Genomic DNA, 16,625 nt, shown 5'->3' with positions numbered 1-16,625 from the left:
GGGCCGCACGACAACGGCGTCGTGCGGCCCCATTGATCGATGGATGTCAATACATGGGAGTTCTCATGATCACTCGCCGTACCCTCTGGGCCGGCGCCGCGATGCTGATCGGGGCGGCGTCGATGCTGCTCCCGGTCGCCACCGCGGCCGCGGCGACACCGTGTGCGCCGGCGTGGAGTGCCACGCAGATCTACACCGGCGGCAACACCGTGTCGTACCAAAGCAAGAATTATTCGGCGAAATGGTGGACGCAGGGCGATGTCCCGTCCGCGAGCGGCCAATGGGGCGTGTGGGCGGACAAGGGCGCCTGCGACGGCGGTAGCGACCCGAGCACCCCGCCCAGCTCGCCGTCCACCCCGCCGACCTCGCCCTCCACTCCGCCGACCGGCCCGTCCGGCGACAAGTGGGTCGTCGGCTACTTCGCCGAGTGGGGCGTGTACGGCCGCAACTACCACGTGAAGAACATCGACACGTCCGGATCGGCGTCGAAGGTCACCCACATCCTGTACGCCTTCGGCAACACCACCGGCGGCCGGTGCTCGATCGGCGACTCCTATGCCGACTACGAGAAGGCCTACACCGCCGACCAGTCCGTCGACGGCGTCGCCGACACCTGGGACCAGCCGCTGCGCGGCAACTTCAACCAGCTGCGCAAGCTGAAGAAGAAGTACCCGCACCTCAAGGTGATCTACTCGATCGGCGGCTGGACCTGGTCGGGCGGGTTCACCCAGGCCGCGCAGAACCCGGCCGCGTTCGCCGACTCCTGCTACAGCATGATCGAGGACCCGCGCTGGGCCGACGTCTTCGACGGCATCGACATCGACTGGGAGTACCCGAACGCCTGCGGCCTGCAGTGCGACAGCAGCGGACCGGACGCGTTCAACAAGGTGATCACCGCCCTGCGCACCAAGTTCGGCCAGAACTACCTGATCACCTCGGCGATCACCGCCGACGGCAGCACCGGCGGCAAGATCGACCTGACCGATTACGCCACCGCGGCGCAGAAGCTCAACAAGGTCTTCCCGATGACCTACGACTACTTCGGCGCCTGGGCGAACACCGGCCCGACCGCTCCGCACTCCCCGCTCACCTCCTACAACGGCATCCCGATCGCCGGGTTCTACACCGACGCGGCGATCCAGAAGCTGAAGAGCAAGGGCATCCCGTCCGACAAGCTCCTGCTCGGCGTCGGCTTCTACGGCCGGGGCTGGACCGGCGTCACCCAGACCGAGCCCGGCGGGTCGGCGACCGGGGCGGCGCCCGGCACCTACGAGGCCGGCATCGAGGACTACAAGGTTCTCAAGAACAGCTGCCCGGCTACCGGGACGGTGGCCGGCACCGCCTACGCCAAGTGCGGCAGCAACTGGTGGAGCTATGACACGCCCGCCACGATCGCCGGGAAGATGGCGTACGCCAAGCAGCAGAACCTCGGTGGCGCGTTCTTCTGGGAGTTCTCCGGCGACACCAGCAACGGTGAGCTGATCTCCGCGATCAGCGGCAACCTCTAGCATCACGGGTGAGCGGAGGGCCGGTCACCGGCTCTCCGCCTACTCACCTCGACTCACCCCTCCCCGCGTTCCTGCAGGGTTGCGAAGCCGCACGGTACGTCCGGCGACCCCAGCGGCACGCGTCACCGGATCCAGCGCGCTGAGATCGGAGCCGAACCGTCAAGCAACGTGGCGGTCAAGTCGGCTGGTCCGACAGCATGACCCGCTCGCCCGCTGTCCAATGCACTGTCATTCGTAGCTGGTGCCATCCGGGTCAACGCGCCGAATTCGTACCGTCGATGGCATTTGCCGACGGTGCGTGAGTCGCTGATCTGGGGTAACCGTGATGGTGAGGGCGCCGCCGTCCCACTTCGACAGGGGAGACAGGTCGACGGGACGCTCGATCCATCGGAGGCTGATCCGGCGCAGCTGCGACAGTCGGCTCAGCGCGGTCAGATCTACCTCACCAGCGAAGCCGAGCCCAACCTCTCGGAGGGTCGCCGGGGCGCGGAGACCGGCGACACGGCCCGCCATCGCGTGATCCAATGATAGGCATTCCAGACGGGGAAGATCCCCCACGAAGCCCAGGTCATCCGGCCAGCCGGAACCGTAGAGCTGCAGCTCGGTCACCATGGGAAAGGCTTCGGCCAGCCCTTTCGGTTCGACCGGCGCGGAGCTCAGACGGCCTAGCGAGAGACCGGTCAGGCGGGGCGCCGACACTCCGCGGAGCAAGCCGGACCCTTGTCCGGAAACGCCAAGCATCCGCAAGGAGGGCAGGCCGGCTACCGAGGAAAGATCGATGCGCTCCGCACTCGTCAGGTGAACGTCCGTCAATTGCCTTGCCGAAGTGAGCGCGTCAGCGGCGCCCTGCGAAACGCCGTCACCGTACAGCCATAGCCGACGGAGCTCGGGCAGCTCAGTGAGAGGCAAAACGTCCTCGGCGGTAATCAACCGATTGGCGCTGAGCATCAAGGCGCGTAGACCGGCGAAAGATGCGACCAGCGCACGGGTGGATCCTCGCCAGCCTTTCATCAAACTCAAACGAGTCAGTTTCCGGCACGCATCCAAGGAGCCGAGATCCACTGTAGCCTCGCAATCGAGCCGCATCGCGGTCAGGTTGCGCAGCCGGGATGCGTACCGCATCAGCATCGGCTCGGTGATCCAGACGCGGCCGCCGTCGAGCGGAGCGTCCTGGAGAACGCGCTCGGCATACTGCTCGGGATCGAAATACCGCCATACCTCAGCGAGTTCACGTTGGACCTCGACGCGAGCGTCATCCGCGTAGCCGGCGATCAGGTGCAGCGCTTGCGATCCGTTGATAAGAGCAGCCGTGCGAATCACCGCGACAGCCTGCTTCGGGGTGAGGCTCGTCCCGTCGGCTGACAGGCGGTGCAGCAACTGCTCTCCCACGGTGTAGAGCGAACGGGCCTCGATGCGGTTGCGCGGCGGAAGCAGGCTGTCGAGGCGGCGATCGATCTCCTTCAGCAACTCCGGCGGCTCCAGGGACGGCATCGTCTCCCGACATGCCGCGACGAGCAGAATGAGCGCGCGGCGCCGCCGGGGTTCGCGGTCTGCCCGCCGGAGGATGCCCTCGATCAATTCCGTCCGCATAGGATTGTTGCCTTGCCCGGCCGCCATGATGACGATCTCGCGCCAGGTGTCCAAGTGAGCTTGGCCGGCCAGCATCCCGCCCATGTTCTGATCGGCCGCTTCCCGAGCTGTTAAGTACTCCTGGAAAGTGCGGTGGACGAAGTCGATGCGATCCATCGTCGGCTCGCGCAGCAAACCGCTGCGCTCAACGAGATGCGTCAATACAGTGTCGGCTGACGCCGTCACCCCCGGCATGGCAGCCAGCCGGCGTCGCAGGTAATCCAGCGTCTCGGCGCGGGACAACTCGGACCGGCCATTCACCGACAGCTGCCATGCGATGCCTTGGAGAAGCTGCAGGCGTTCAAATACCGTCATCTCCGGCATTGTCGACCGTATCTCGCGTTCCGTATCGCGGCGGTGCAGCAGCATGTCGACTGCTGCTTGATAGACGCCGGTGCGGTCGGCCGGTAGATGGGTCTCGCGGCCGACGTTCAACGCGCACAGCATGGCGGCCATCAACGGATTTCCGGCGAGCCGGTACAAGTGCCGGTTCGCTGCCAGCCGGGTCACCAGCGATTGTTCGTACCGCTGGAGATTCTGCGGTGGCCAAGTCGGCGCGATGACGGCCGCCCGATGCCATTGATAGATCAGGTTGCGTACGTCCGCCGGTGACATACGTTCCAGGGTGAGCGATGCGAACGCCTCATCTTCCAGCCATCGAACCGACGCGGCCGGCGGCCGGGAGGTGACCACCATCAGCGACTCCGGATACATGTCCAGCAGCTCCTTGACCCAGGCGCGCACCGCCGGGCGCCGCTCGGCGGGGAGCTCGTCAACGCCGTCCACGAGCAGGAGCCCGCGCCCTTCCCCGAGTTGCCGGTGCACCCAGCCAGGTGGCATGGTCCCGACGATCACGTCGGCCACCCCGGTGAGGAATTGCTCCGGTGTGGGTAGCCGCTCCGGCCAGCTACGCAGTTTGATCAGAAACGGAACCTTGCCGTTCCAACCTGCCAGCGCACCTGCGAAACCGTTCTCCGCCGCAGTCACCGCCAGCCAGCGCAACAGCGTCGACTTGCCGGCACCGGCCTCCCCGCGGATCAGCGTACGACTCCGTTTTGCCAGGGCCTGCTCGATGCCCTCGGATCCGCCGTTTGACAGTGCGTGACGAACCATTCCTGGTTCCCACGGTGACTCCGGCGCCGGACCGGCGCTGTCCCCGCTCGCGCTGAGCCCGATGTATGCCACGTTCAGCTTGGTCCGTGTCTGATATGCCGGTTCAACGCCGACCATCTCCATCACGTTGAGCTTCTTGACCAGCGCCTCATTATATTTCGTACCAAAATCCACTGGTGGTAGCCATGTCAGCTCGAGGCGCCGGATCGTGTAGTTCATGAGAGTCGCGAGGCCGCTCAGCCGTTCGAGGGTTTCCACCGTGGCCCGGCTTGAGAACGGCGTCGCCTGCTTCACGAGTTCGACGAAGCAGGCGCAGCAGTCGTCGAGTACCAGGTCATACAACCGTCCACCAAGCTCGGAGAGAGCCGCAGGGGGTGAGTACCGGCGCAGGTAAGTGCCCAACCGTTCCGGGTTGAGGTCGGTTGCGAACAGCGCTTCGTCCGAGAGGTCGGCCCGCCTGAAGGTGTCTGCCACCGCCTCCAAGGTGGCTTCCTTCTCGTGCGACGACATTGTTGTGAAGCGAGTGACGAGCAACGGACCCAGTCGCTCGGCGACTTCGTCGATCACCGCCTCGATCTGACGCTCTCCCCGACGCCGCGACAGCTCATCGGATGCCCTGTCTCGCAACAAGTGCGCCAGCGGCAACGCCCGCTCACGGGCGGCGCGCCGGTCAGCGAGCCATCGCGAGAAGACGGGTGTCACCACCGCTCGCCCGACATTGACCAACGCCGCTTCGACACCGCTCATCGTAATCGCCCCCATGCGGACTGTAGCGACTCCTGGATGCGGTGACGAGGGTGCTGTCGCAGCGGCGATCTAGACGGCCGAGAGCAGGGATCACCCCGAGTAAGGCCCACCCGAGGATCAGCGAACGCGGCGCTGCCCGGCCCCGTGGTGGGGCCGGGCAGCGGTGGCCGGTTCAGTGGAAGCGGCGTAGTCGTAGGCTGTTGGCGACGACGAAGACCGAGGAGAACGCCATCGCGGCGCCGGCGATCATCGGGTTGAGCAGGCCGGCCGCGGCCAGTGGCAGCGCGGCGACGTTGTAGGCGAAAGCCCAGAACAGATTGCTCTTGATGACCCGCAGGGTGCGCCGGGACAACCGGATCGCATCAGCCGCGACACTCAGATCACCACGGACCAGGGTCAGATCAGCGGCCTCGATCGCGGCGTCGGTCCCGGTACCCATCGCCAGACCCAGATCGGCCTGCGCCAGCGCGGCCGCGTCGTTGACCCCGTCACCGACCATCGCCACCACCCGGCCCCGCTCCTGCAAACCCTTGACCACCTCCACCTTCCCGGCCGGCAACACCTCCGCGAACACCTCATCGACACCGATCTGAGCGGCGACCGCCCGCGCCACCACATCGTTGTCACCGGTCAGCAACACCGGCCGCAACCCCAGCCGCCGCAACGCCGCGACCGCGTCCCGGCTGCTCGGCCTCACCACATCAGCCACCGCCAGCACCCCGCGCACCCGGGCATCCCAGCCGACCACCACCGCCGTACGACCGGCCTTGCGGGCCGCGCCCAACGCCTGCTCCACCCCGGCCGGCACCAGATAGCCGCGCTCGCGCAGCAGCCCCAACCGGCCGACCAACACCGCACGACCCTCCACCGTGCCGCTCACCCCCACACCCTGCAGGCCGGCGAACCCGGTCACCGGCGGCAACCCGCCCCGCTCGGCCGCGGCCCGCGCGACAGCCTGGGCGATCGGGTGTTCCGAGGCCGCCTCCACCGCCCCGGCCAGCCGCAGCACCTCGTCACGATCCTCACCCGCCGCCGCGCTCACCTCCAGCAGACTCATCCGGCCGGTCGTCACCGTGCCGGTCTTGTCCAGCACCACCGTGTCCACCGCCCGGGTCGACTCCAGCACCTGCGGACCCTTGATCAGAATCCCCAGCTGCGCACCCCGGCCCGTCCCGACCAGCAACGCCGTCGGCGTGGCCAGACCCAGCGCACACGGACACGCGATGATCAACACAGCCACCGCCGCGGTGAACGCCGCCGTCCAGCCAGAGCCGGTGCCGACCCACCAGCCCAGCGTCGCCGCCGCCAGGGCGATGACGACCGGCACGAAGATCCCGGAGATCCGGTCGGCGAGCCGCTGCACCGGCGCCTTACCGGTCTGGGCCTGCTCCACCAGCCGGGCCATCTGGGCGAGCTGGGTGTCCGCGCCGACCCGGCTGGCCCGCACGATCAGCCGGCCGCCGGCGTTGACTGTCGCACCGGCTACGGTGTCGCCGGGTGCCACCTCGACCGGCACCGACTCACCGGTGAGCATGCTGGCGTCCACCGCCGACGTCCCGTCCTCCACCACACCGTCGGTGGCGATCTTCTCCCCGGGGCGGACCACGAACCGGTCCCCCACCACCAGCGCCGCGACCGGGACGCGCTGCTCCACACCGTCGCGCAGCACGGTGACGTCCTTGGCGCCGAGCTCCAGCAGGACGCGCAGGGCCGCGCCGGCACGGCGCTTGGAGCGAGCCTCGAAGTAGCGCCCGGCCAGGATGAACGTGGTCACCCCGGCGGCCGCCTCCAGATAGATCGCCCCAGTGCCGTCGCCACGGCCGATCACCAGCTCGAACGGATGCGTCATGCCGGGAGTTCCGGCCGTACCGAAAAACAACGCCCACACCGACCAGCCGAACGCCGCCACCGTCCCGAGCGACACGAGCGTGTCCATCGTCGCGGCACCATGCCGCAGATTCGTCCAAGCAGCCCGATGAAACGGCCAACCGCCATACACCACCACCGGCGCGGCCAACGTCAACGACAACCACTGCCAATAGGTGAACTGCCACGCCGGCACCATCGCCAGCAAGACGACCGGGACGCTGAGGACCAGCGAGACCCACAGTCGGGTACGAGCGTCGTGCAGTTCGTCGGTGGGCTGCGCCTTCTCCGGCTGGACCTCGCTGGCGGTGTAGCCGGTCTTCTCCACGGTGGCGATCAGGTCGCCGGTGGTCACGCCGGCCGGAAAGCTGACCGAAGCCTTTTCGGTGGCGTAATTGACGGTGGCGCTGACCCCGTCCATCCGGTTGAGCTTCTTCTCGATCCGCGCCGCACACGACGCACACGTCATCCCACCGATCGACAACTCGATCTGGTTCGGGGCCACCCTCACCGTCATCGGTGTCCTCCTAGTCGTGGGTGTGACCGTCGGCGCCGTGCCCGGACGGGCTCGGCGTGGCTGCCGCCACCGGTGGCGGCGTGTTGATCGGCGGGCCGGCAACCGCGGTGAACTCGGCGGTGCGGACTTTGCCACCATGCTGGAAGTCCAGGTAGAGCCGGTAGGCACCGGCCGACGGGACCTCGGCGTGGAAGGCGACCTCCGGTCCGGCCGGGGTGCGGCCGTCGCCGGGCTCCCCATCCGGATGCACATGCAGGTAGGCCAGGTCACCGTCGCGCAGCGCGACCAGATGACCGTACGCGCCGAGGTACGGCTGCAGGTCGGTGACCGGCCGGCCGGCCTTGCTGACCGACAGGGTCAGCCGCGACGCGGCGCCCGGAGTGAGGTCGCCGGCGAGGGTGACGGTGTAGCCGTCGACAGTGGCCGTGCGGGCGGCCGCCGGGAGCGGGGTGGGCCGGTAGTCGCCCGGGGCGGGCACGTCGGCGCCGAGGGTGAGACCGTCGTGGCCGGCGGGCCGGAAGTCGGCGAACACCCGATATTGCCCCGCGGCGGGCACCGCGAGCGGGATCGACCAGGTGCCGTCGGCGGCCAGCCGGGGGTGCACGTGCTGGAAGCCGGCCAGGTCGCGGCGCACCACGATCAGGTGCAGGTCCTTGTCGTGGCTGGTCGTGTAGGACGTGACCGGCCTGTTGTCGGGCCCGGTGATCTGGAACCGGAACTCCCGCGGCGCGCCGGTGGACAGCGCGCCGGTGAGCGGGGTGAGCCGGTAGCCGTCCTGGCTGACCTGTAGCCCGGCGGGCAGCGTGGCGACGGACTCGGCCGCTGTCGTGGCGTCGTGGCCGTGGGCCGCCGGCGGGGTGGCCGCCGGGGCGTGGCCGGTGGTGCGGCCGAGGCCGAGGGCGGCCGTGAACACGGCCGCCAGCCCGATCCCGAAGCCGCCGAGTTTCACAGCGGTGTTCATGACCTACCTCGCGAGTTCGTAGCCGGCCTCGTCGACGGCCGCGGCGACGGCGGCCTCGTCGAGGGGTTCGTTGCTGGTGACGGTGACCGCGCCGGAGGCCAGCTCGACCTGAACGGCGGTCACGCCGGGCAGCCGCCCGATCTCGGCGCTCACCGAGTTGACGCAGTGCGAGCAGGTCATACCGGTCACGGTGTACGTCTCGGTGGCCATGGCGATCTCCTTTGTCTCGTGACGGGGCGGCGCAGCACCGCCCGTCGAACATCACCATACCTATACCCCCTAGGGGTATCAACAGCGACCGCGGTGACGGGCGTCACGCCGCCCACGTGATGCCGACGGCCCGGAACTACGCCCTCCATCAGCTCGCCCGTGAGTTCGCCGCGATGATGGCCCCTGGGACCGGCGACACAGCCCTCACCAGGGCGAAGCAGCCGCGTCTCCCTGAGGAATTCCGCAACCGCGTACGGGTTGTCCCCGCTGATCGCGGGGCTCGCGCTGATCGCCAGCAGCGAGACGTACACCGGCGGCGATCCGGCCGGCCAGATACCGCGCCTCGTCGTCCGCGGCGGCCAGACGCAGAGCCCGCGGTAGGTAAGCGACATGCGCCGAGTCATCGACGGGGGCGTGCGACCGGAGGAGCCGCGCCAGAGAACCCGAACTCGACCCGCGGGCGCACGGTCTGCCGGAAGACCTCGCAAGGGTCAGATGACCGCACAAGGCGGCCCCGGCTTGAGCCTGTTCCTGCACTTTGATCATGCTTTGACCAGCATCTTTGGCTTGAAATGGCTGCTCGTGGTGTTGACGGGGTGCTCGGTGCGCGGTTCTACCCTTGGTGGAATGAGCGGCGGGCGTCTGCTTCCGGTGGCGAAGGGCTCGGCGCGCAAGCCCAAGCCGGGGCCGGGTCGGTTTAGCGGCTGTGATGGCGTGCTGCCGAAGGGCGCGAGCAAGGCTCCGGGTTTCTGTTCGGAGGCGTGCCGGGCCCGGCAGTGGCGGTAGCTGCGGCGTACACATGCCCGTGCGGCGCTGGTGGTGGATACGGCGGCGCCGCGGCGTGCGTGCCGAGTTGCCCGACCGCGCGGGAGAGCCAGGAGCGGCCTACAGCACTGCAGGACCCGGACCTCGCCCGAATCGACCCACCCCCGCCAGATTGCTATATACGCTTTCTCCGACTCATCGAAATCGGAGGAAAACATGCTTAAAGCTCTGGTCAGCGGATTTTTCGTCGCCGCCGCCGTGCTGGTCGCCGCGCCCGCGCAGGCCGGTCCGACCTTCTACACCGTGCACAGCGGTTTCAACGGCAGATGCCTGGACTTCGACAACGCAAACCTAGGCAACAAGGCACGGGTTCAACTGCGATCCTGCAACGGCAAGCCCCAACAGCTGTGGTACTGGTCCGGCACCAATCTAGTGAACGCCTACCACTCCAAGTGCCTGGACGCGCCGCGCGAGTTCATCTGGGACAGGGGCGCACAGCTCCAGATGTATGACTGTCTCGGCTGGGAAAATGCCCAGTGGCGTCGGGAGGGCTCTACGCTGCGGAACGGGTACAACGGCTGGTGCATGGACGCCGCCTTGGAGACCATCTGGGTCGACGGCGGCAAGGTCCAGAACTGGGAGTGCAACGGAGGGCACAACCAGAATTGGGAGTTCCGCTTGCACTCCAGCAACTGAGCTTGCCGTCTGACCTTCCGCTCCACCTCGACGTCGCTGCAGCTACCCCCTGTAGCCACCGCTCACGGTCAGCGGCAGATGAATGCACAGGAGCACCGCAAGCTTCGATGGCTAGTGAAGCCCGCCCTGGCCCGGCTCGAACGGGCTGCCTCCCTCTCCTGAGTTTCCTCGGCCGCTCTCCCGGGGTGAGGAGAAGCAACTAGGGCAGGGCCATGAACATCTTCAACCACTCAGGCCGGCCCAGCGAGCCGATTAGACGCTTCCGAGGCGATCCGCGTGGACGTTCACGCATCGGCAAGAGTGGGCGCTGAACGGGACGACCGGAGAATGGGAAAGCCCAACGAGCACGGATCGCGGCAGATCCGTATGCCGTCGCCGTTTTCAGAAACTCGAATCCGGTGGACCGGGACGTTGCATCCCTGCGCCCGGGCAGCATCCGGCCGCTGGGCTCACCGCTTGATGGCCGTGCCGCGCGCCGTTCATGGCCGGGGCTGTCCGGTGCCGTGGCGGCGGCGGTGTTCGATTTCGGCTTGGAGTTCGGGGTCCCATTGGGTGGCGTTCCAGGCGACGAGTTGCGGGAGCATGCCGTCGTCGGGTGAGTTGGGCTCGTATCGGTTCGGGGCTTCGACGAGGCCGGCGACGAGCCGGTGGACGCGAGTGCGAGTTGTCAGGACTTCGGCCAGCAGCGCGAGTGCGGCGAGCGCACGCAGGATGGCCCCGGCGACGAGGGCGCGCTTGTTGTCGGCCCCGCCGAGGTATTGCACCGCATAGCCGGAGAACAGCAGCATCGACCAGAGTCGCGTTCCCCACGAGCTGAGGTAGCGGCGGGCGTGACCGCCGAAGAGGTCAACGGTGACGCGGGTGGTGCGGCGCCAGGCCAGTGCGACGCCGATGGTGGCGAGGGTGAGCAGGCCGGCAGCCAGGTGCATCGAAGCGGTTGTCGCGGTACTGGCATTGAAGGTGATGACCAGGGCAAGGGTGGCCGCGGTGACGGAGAGCAGGGTGCTGAGGGTGATCGCCGCCCATGTGGTGGTGGCCCAGTTGCTGGGTGGTGTGGCGCGGGGCACGGTAGCGCCCCGACAGTCGTGGCCCTGTCCGGGGTGGTCGAGGTTGGTTCCGCATCGCTGGCATGGCACGGCGGGACACCTTAGCGGTGGCATATTACCTGGTCAAGGCGGGTGCGGTAGTCCCCATTCCGCCGCTGATCTCGACGCTGTTCGGGCCGGCCGCCGCGACGACTCGGTCGCCGGCATCCCTGGTGACAGGGTCGTGCTAGCTGATCATCCGAGAGACGGGATGCCTCGAAACTTGTGGCTCGTCGGCGCGCCCGAAGCGATCATGGCGGCGTGAAGCAGTACCGGAACCTTGGTGACCCACTCGATGGTGTCGACGTAGTACTCATCGGTCTGTTTTCGGCCAAGGAGAAGCAGTACGAGGCCAGGCTCGACGAGTTCGCCGGTCTGGTCGAGGCCCGTGGTGGCCGGGTGGTGGCCCGTTTTGTCCAGCGCCGGGGCGCGTCTGACCGGTGGAAGCAGCGCCCCGGCGGATCGCTGCGAATGTCGCAGCCCTTTTCCCGCCGCACACTGCTGACACATGGCAAGCTCCGCGAGATCGCCCTGGCGTGCCGAGAGGCGGACATCGACGCCGCGGTCTTCGTCAACACCCTGACACGCCGCCAGCGGAGTGTCCTGACAGAGATCCTCGGCTGCCTCGTCTTGAGCGGCGACGACCTGGCTGCCCACGGCGAGACCGGGTAGCCCAGCTTCGCCGAAGCCCGCACTTGAACTTGGCCGGCTCGTGAGCGGATCGCGGCAGAAGCGTGCATCTTGAAGCGGGATCGTCAGCGCTTCGGTAGCCGGGCGGCGGCTATCAGATCCGCCTTGTGGCCGGCTGACTTGACCTGAGGTCCAACGGATCTTCGCCGCTTCGTGCCGCGCAGGTCAGGGCGTGCGTTCGCCCCTATGATCTTGCCATGAGGCTGTATCGAGTCGTGGCGGCAACACTTTCGTTGATGACTCTGGCGGCCTGCTCCGATGACGCGCCGGGTCAGCCGACCGGCACCGTCGTGACCTACTCCTGCTGCGACGAGAACGATATCGACAAGCAGTACCGGCCTGGCGAAACGTTCAGCCTGCACTGGGCGGTAGCCGCGCAGGAGGGAACACCCGGATCCTCTGCCCCCGAATTGAACGCGCGACTGGTTGGCCCCTTCGACAACGTCGCGGAGCTGAAGCAAACCACGACAGGGACCACGGCGTCCGAGTCGTTTGCTGCCACACCCCTTCATCCATCCGATTCGCTGGCGGACAGGCCGGTAAGCAGCATTGTCATACCCTTCGACGCCCAGCCCGGCTACTACAACCTGATCTCCTCCGAGCAGCGAGGAGGCAGCACAGTCGAGGGGGCAAGCATCGTTCGCATCATGGCAGCCGGGTAGCGCATGAGATCGCCGCAGACAGTGTCCAGCTCGCATTCACTCAGCAGTTCAAACGCACTTTCGTCGGCCAGATCCGTGCACTCGTCGGCCCGCTTCCGAGCCAACTGCTGTAGCTGAGCGTCATGGGTGCCTGGGGTCGTTGACGCTTCGGGGTGCTGAGGCCCGCGGAGCCGTGTCCGCGCCTCTTGATGATCGTTGTGGCGGCCGTGGCCAACGGGACGAAAGTTATCGATGTGTTAGCGGGATTCCGTGAGCAGCGCTACCAGTGCATGATCAGGCGGGCCGACGCCTTGTTCGAACTGACGGACGCCCTGTTGTGCACCGACGGGCCGGTCAAGACCCTGGTCGGGCTTGTCCCTAGCCCCGGAGCACCGGCGCGGCCACGGCGCCATGTACGACGCGCTCAACGCGGGGCGCATCGACGTAAAGTCGCTGCATCGGCAGCTGGCCGGCTTGCCGTTGCCCCGGGCCGCAGACGGTCGGCTGGTGCTGGCGGTGGATGTCTCGCCGTGGTCGCGCCCGGACGGCGCCGAGAGCAGGCGGCACGGCTGCCGGCCGAGGAGGCGGTGCGCACCGCGCGGGGTTGGCCCCGGCTGCTGTTGCCGCGGTGATCGCTGGCGCCGGGGTCGCGGACGAAGCGCCGGCGTCGCTGTAGGTCCTGGTCAGGACGTTCAGTGTGATCTTGAAGGAGTACTGGGTGGCCTCCGGCGAGCGATTCGGCGGCGGCTCACCACCAGGGAACTTCGTCGGCGGGCCGCGAGGCGGCCCGCCGACGGAGACTCAGTTCCTGTGCGGGTTCAGATCGGACAGCGCCGGCAGGCCGTTGATGGTGAAGTGGATCGTGGCCAGCAGGATCGCTGCGCCAAGGATGATCAGCAGGATGGTGCGCGGGCGGGGCATGACATTCTCCTTTGTCGGGATCACACGGTGGCGAGTGCTTCGCGGACGGTCAGCCGGGACGCCCGGCGGGCGGCGGCTGCGCTGACCAGGGCGGCCCCGCCCAGGGCCAGCAGCGTCCAGAGGGCCAGGGCGGCGGCCGAGAACTCGTAGGGCAGGGGCTGACGGAACGCCTGGGTGCCGATGAACCGGCCGAAGGCGAGGGTCAGCCCCGGCGCTGCGGCCAGCGCGACGGCGAGGCTCAAGACCCCGGTGAGGACCCCTTCGGTGACGACGATCCCGCGGACCGCCGTCGCCGTCGCGCCGATCGCGTGCAGCACCCCGAACTCGCGGGTGCGTTCGGTGATGCTGGTGCTCATCGCCGAGGCCAGCCCGAGCAGGCCCACGACCGCGGTCAGGACGGCGATGGCGATCAGCGCGTCGGCGAGCACCAGGACGTGCCCGTCAAGTGCGGCCTGCAGGGTGTCGACGGTGAGATCCTGTTCGATGGCGATCCCGGCGGCACCAAGCGCCCGCTCCAGGGCGTCCAGGGCGGCCTCGCGGCTGGCGGCGTCGTGCCGGCCGGTCACCACCCGCAGCAGTTGAGCCTGCCCCGTCGTGCCGGTCACAGCCGCGTACTCCTGGCTGGTCAGGTACGCGGTGCCTTGGGTGCCGAAATCGGAGACGATCCCCACCACAGTGCGGGTGACGGTCCGCCCGGCGACGCTCAGCGTGATCGGATCGCCGACCCGGATGCCCGGCGCCTGCTGCGCCGGCACCAGATGGTTGATGACCACCGCGTCGGTGTCACCGGCCCGCAGCCACCGGCCGGCCAGCAGCGGCAGCCGCAGCAGCGCGGTGTCGGCGGGCGGCGCCAGCACGGTGAAGCTGTCGTGCGCGTCGTCCGGATAGACGTGCGCGACGTCGACCCGACCGGCCTCGTGCATCGTGGTGGGGGTGCGGCCCCAGGCCTCGGCGCCGGTGACTCCCGGCACGCCGGTCGCCAGTGCGGTCAGGCGGCCCGCGGAGTACGGCTGGTGCAGCCGTACCTCGAGGTCGTAATGCCGCTGCGCGATGCCCTGGTCGACCAGGGCGGCCCAGCCACCGGCGGTGTTCAGACCGGTGAGGAACATGGTGCCGGCGACGGCCAGCAGGCCGGCGGTCAGGGCCAGCCGTCCACGCCGGCGGAAGAGGTTGCGCAGTGCGAGCCGCTGGCCGCTGCTGACGCCGGGCAGCCGGCTCAGTGGGCCTGCGCCGGTCGCGCGGACGCTGGCCGTCCCGTGGTCGTCGATCGCCTGACGGACCGACACGCGGCTGCCGCGGATCAGTGGCGCCAGCGCCACCAGCAGCGGCACGCCGACGCCGGCCAGCAGGGTGACCGCGTACACCCAGCCGGGGATCACCTCGCTCGTGAGGTCCAGGTTGAGCAGTCGCGCGCCGCGTTCGGCGAGGAACCGGCCGAGCGCGACTCCCGGCGCCACGGCCAGCGCGGTGGCCAGCAACGCGATGGCGGTGACCTGGACCAGGTACATGCCGAGTACCTGGCCGGTACGGGCGCCGACCGCCTTCATCGCGCCGATCTGGCGGATCTGGCCGGCCAGCATGCCGCCGAGCATGGTGGCGACCAGGATCGCCGACAGCAGTAGCGCGGTGAGCCCGAACGCCAGCAGGCTGAAACCCACCATGGTCATCTGGCCCTGGTGCGGGTGGCGCAGCGGCGGTGGCACGTCGACGCGGGTGACCGGCTGGCCGCGCTCCGCCAGCACACCGGCGACCTGCTGGGCCACCGCCTCGATCCGCTGCTGGTCGCCGGACGGTCCGGTCCGGTCCCCGACGACGATCTTCAGCTGGTTCCGGACGGCCGGCGCGCCGAGCCTGGTGAGTGCGGCCGTGGTGACGTACCCGTAAGCGGTTTGTTCCTGCGACGCGGGCGCCACCGCGCCGTCGTGCACCGCGCCGGACACGGTCATCGGTGTGGGCGCCGCGCCGGGAACCTGCAGGGTCACCCGGTCGCCGGCGGCGACGCCGAGGAACGGCAGCGCGGTGCGCTCCAGCAGCATCCCGTCGGCTGGAGGTGGCCAGGCACCGGGAGCGGTGGCGACCGTGGCCACCCGGCGCGGATCATCGGCATCGGCCGCGAACAGCATCAGCACCCGCCATGGGCTGGCGCCCACTCTGACCCGGGCGAGCACGGACGTCCGCGCGGCCGCGTCGGTCACCGCCGGCACGGCGCGCACCGCGCCCAGAGTCGCGGCGTCGACGCCGGCGGGCACGTTGAGGGTGGCCGAGGCGGGGCGGGTGGCCGCGTAGTTGCCGGCGATCTCCCGGCCGAGGATCGCCCGCGCGGACAGGAAGGCGCTCACCGCGAGAACGCTGAGCGCGATGGTCACGACCATCATGGCGATCCGGGTCCGGGTGAGCCACGCGTCGCGGGCCACCTTGCGTAACCGCAGCAGGCTGATCACGATCGGCCACCCGGCTCGGCGCACGCGCGCACGTCCGCGCGGATCAGGCCGTCCGCCAAGGTGACCTGCCGCGTCGCGTATCCGGAGAGGTCGCGTTCGTGCGTGACCATCACGACCGTGTTGCCGTCCGCGGCCAGCTCGGCGAACAGCCCGAGCACCGACTCGCTGGTGGCCGAGTCGAGGTTGCCGGTCGGCTCGTCGGCGAGCAGCACCGGCGCCCGGTTGGCCAGCGCCCGGGCGATGGCCGCGCGCTGCTGCTGCCCGCCGGACAGCGTGGCGGGCAGCTTGTCGGCCTGCTCGGCGATACCGACCCGGTCCAGCAGTTGCAGGGCCAGGCCCCGCCGGCGCCGCGGTGGCACGGTCCGGCACAGGTCCATCGGCAGGATCACGTTCTCCGCCACGGTCAGGGTCGGCAGCAGCTGGAAGAACTGGAAGACGAGCCCGATCGTACGGCCGCGCCAGGCGGCCAGCCGCGAGCCGCGCAGCTCGTCGATGCGCTGGCCGGCCACCCGGATCTCCCCCGACGTCGGCTGATCGATGCCGGCGAGCATGTTCAGCAGCGTGGTCTTCCCGCTGCCCGAGCGGCCCACCACCGCTACGAACTCGCCGGCGTCGACGTCCAGATCGATGCCGCGCACAGCGGCGACCCGGCCGGCTGGCCCGGGATAGTCCTTCACCAGATCGCGTACGGAGATGACGGTGCCGGACACTTCCATGCTGGTGCGCTCCCCTGCTGGACGGTAGATTCATTTCTGGACATCGGGTCCGAAAAGAGGGTCTCCGTCCAGCAAGGAGCGGGGCAAGGAACAGTCCAGGCGCGAGTGCGCCGATCTGG

12 protein-coding genes and 1 pseudogene are annotated in these 16,625 nt (G+C 68.8%); 6 read left to right on the top strand and 7 right to left on the bottom strand.

Annotated features, from left to right (window positions below):
- Positions 1 to 101 precede the first annotated feature (101 nt).
- Complete coding sequence (locus Actob_RS20145) at positions 102 to 1,508, top strand: glycosyl hydrolase family 18 protein (protein ID WP_407653713.1); 1,407 nt, start codon at positions 102 to 104, stop codon at positions 1,506 to 1,508.
- 228 nt (positions 1,509 to 1,736) lie between these two features.
- On the opposite strand, the gene Actob_RS20140 is transcribed toward Actob_RS20145, so the two are convergent.
- The 4 genes from Actob_RS20140 to Actob_RS20125 form a co-directional block, all read right to left on the bottom strand.
- Positions 1,737 to 4,997 (bottom strand): NACHT domain-containing protein, encoded by a 3,261-nt coding sequence (locus tag Actob_RS20140; RefSeq protein WP_284921846.1) that lies wholly within the window; start codon positions 4,995 to 4,997, stop codon positions 1,737 to 1,739.
- Positions 4,998 to 5,169: 172 nt separating this feature from the next.
- Positions 5,170 to 7,380, bottom strand: a complete 2,211-nt coding sequence (locus Actob_RS20135) for a heavy metal translocating P-type ATPase (protein WP_284921845.1) — start codon at positions 7,378 to 7,380, stop codon at positions 5,170 to 5,172.
- Positions 7,381 to 7,390: 10 nt separating this feature from the next.
- The gene (locus Actob_RS20130; protein WP_284921844.1) at positions 7,391 to 8,341 is read right to left on the bottom strand and encodes a hypothetical protein; all 951 of its coding nucleotides are present in this window, start codon (positions 8,339 to 8,341) and stop codon (positions 7,391 to 7,393) included.
- A 3-nt stretch (positions 8,342 to 8,344) separates the two neighbouring features.
- Complete coding sequence (locus Actob_RS20125) at positions 8,345 to 8,551, bottom strand: heavy-metal-associated domain-containing protein (protein WP_284921843.1); 207 nt, start codon at positions 8,549 to 8,551, stop codon at positions 8,345 to 8,347.
- Between the two features lie 519 nt (positions 8,552 to 9,070).
- On the opposite strand from Actob_RS20125, the gene Actob_RS20120 reads away from it, so the two are divergent.
- Positions 9,071 to 9,337: a hypothetical protein gene (locus Actob_RS20120; protein ID WP_284921842.1), complete on the top strand. Its 267-nt coding sequence runs from the start codon at positions 9,071 to 9,073 to the stop codon at positions 9,335 to 9,337.
- 195 nt (positions 9,338 to 9,532) lie between these two features.
- Positions 9,533 to 10,012 carry an RICIN domain-containing protein gene (locus Actob_RS20115; protein ID WP_284921841.1) on the top strand — a complete coding sequence of 160 codons (480 nt, stop codon included), beginning with the start codon at positions 9,533 to 9,535 and terminating at the stop codon, positions 10,010 to 10,012.
- A 479-nt stretch (positions 10,013 to 10,491) separates the two neighbouring features.
- Here Actob_RS20115 and Actob_RS20110 read toward each other — a convergent pair whose 3' ends face one another.
- Positions 10,492 to 11,079, bottom strand: a complete 588-nt coding sequence (locus Actob_RS20110; RefSeq protein ID WP_284921840.1) for a hypothetical protein — start codon at positions 11,077 to 11,079, stop codon at positions 10,492 to 10,494.
- A 279-nt stretch (positions 11,080 to 11,358) separates the two neighbouring features.
- Here Actob_RS20110 and Actob_RS20105 point away from each other — a divergent pair, with 279 nt between their 5' ends.
- The 3 genes and pseudogenes from Actob_RS20105 to Actob_RS20095 form a co-directional block, all read left to right on the top strand.
- On the top strand, positions 11,359 to 11,769 hold the full coding sequence (locus Actob_RS20105; protein WP_284921839.1) for an HflX-like GTP-binding protein: 411 nt from the start codon (positions 11,359 to 11,361) through the stop codon (positions 11,767 to 11,769).
- Positions 11,770 to 11,984: 215 nt separating this feature from the next.
- Positions 11,985 to 12,449, top strand: a complete 465-nt coding sequence (locus Actob_RS20100; RefSeq protein ID WP_284921838.1) for a hypothetical protein — start codon at positions 11,985 to 11,987, stop codon at positions 12,447 to 12,449.
- Positions 12,450 to 12,637: 188 nt separating this feature from the next.
- Positions 12,638 to 13,013, top strand: a pseudogene (locus Actob_RS20095) (transposase); the annotation flags it as partial.
- Positions 13,014 to 13,369: 356 nt separating this feature from the next.
- On the opposite strand, the gene Actob_RS20090 reads toward Actob_RS20095, so the two are convergent.
- Together Actob_RS20090 and Actob_RS20085 are read right to left on the bottom strand one after the other, a co-directional pair.
- Complete coding sequence (locus tag Actob_RS20090) at positions 13,370 to 15,790, bottom strand: FtsX-like permease family protein (RefSeq protein WP_284921837.1); 2,421 nt, start codon at positions 15,788 to 15,790, stop codon at positions 13,370 to 13,372.
- Positions 15,787 to 16,506 carry an ABC transporter ATP-binding protein gene (locus Actob_RS20085; protein ID WP_284921836.1) on the bottom strand — a complete coding sequence of 240 codons (720 nt, stop codon included), beginning with the start codon at positions 16,504 to 16,506 and terminating at the stop codon, positions 15,787 to 15,789. The genes Actob_RS20090 and Actob_RS20085 overlap by 4 nt, the downstream gene beginning before the upstream one ends.
- Between the last annotated feature and the right edge of the window lie 119 nt (positions 16,507 to 16,625).

Source organism: Actinoplanes oblitus (genome assembly GCF_030252345.1).
GTDB lineage: Bacteria > Actinomycetota > Actinomycetes > Mycobacteriales > Micromonosporaceae > Actinoplanes > Actinoplanes oblitus.
This window is presented reverse-complemented; position numbering and strand designations above follow the sequence as displayed.

What these genes read in the sequence shown, in the direction of transcription:
- Actob_RS20145 (WP_407653713.1), top strand. Translation starts at nt 102, where the DNA reads ATGCTGATCGGGGCGGCGTCGATGCTGCTCCCGGTCGCCACCGCGGCC.
- Actob_RS20140 (WP_284921846.1), bottom strand. Translation starts at nt 4,997, where the DNA reads ATGAGCGGTGTCGAAGCGGCGTTGGTCAATGTCGGGCGAGCGGTGGTG.
- Actob_RS20135 (WP_284921845.1), bottom strand. Translation starts at nt 7,380, where the DNA reads ATGACGGTGAGGGTGGCCCCGAACCAGATCGAGTTGTCGATCGGTGGG.
- Actob_RS20130 (WP_284921844.1), bottom strand. Translation starts at nt 8,341, where the DNA reads ATGAACACCGCTGTGAAACTCGGCGGCTTCGGGATCGGGCTGGCGGCC.
- Actob_RS20125 (WP_284921843.1), bottom strand. Translation starts at nt 8,551, where the DNA reads ATGGCCACCGAGACGTACACCGTGACCGGTATGACCTGCTCGCACTGC.
- Actob_RS20115 (WP_284921841.1), top strand. Translation starts at nt 9,533, where the DNA reads ATGCTTAAAGCTCTGGTCAGCGGATTTTTCGTCGCCGCCGCCGTGCTG.
- Actob_RS20100 (WP_284921838.1), top strand. Translation starts at nt 11,985, where the DNA reads ATGAGGCTGTATCGAGTCGTGGCGGCAACACTTTCGTTGATGACTCTG.
- Actob_RS20085 (WP_284921836.1), bottom strand. Translation starts at nt 16,506, where the DNA reads ATGGAAGTGTCCGGCACCGTCATCTCCGTACGCGATCTGGTGAAGGAC.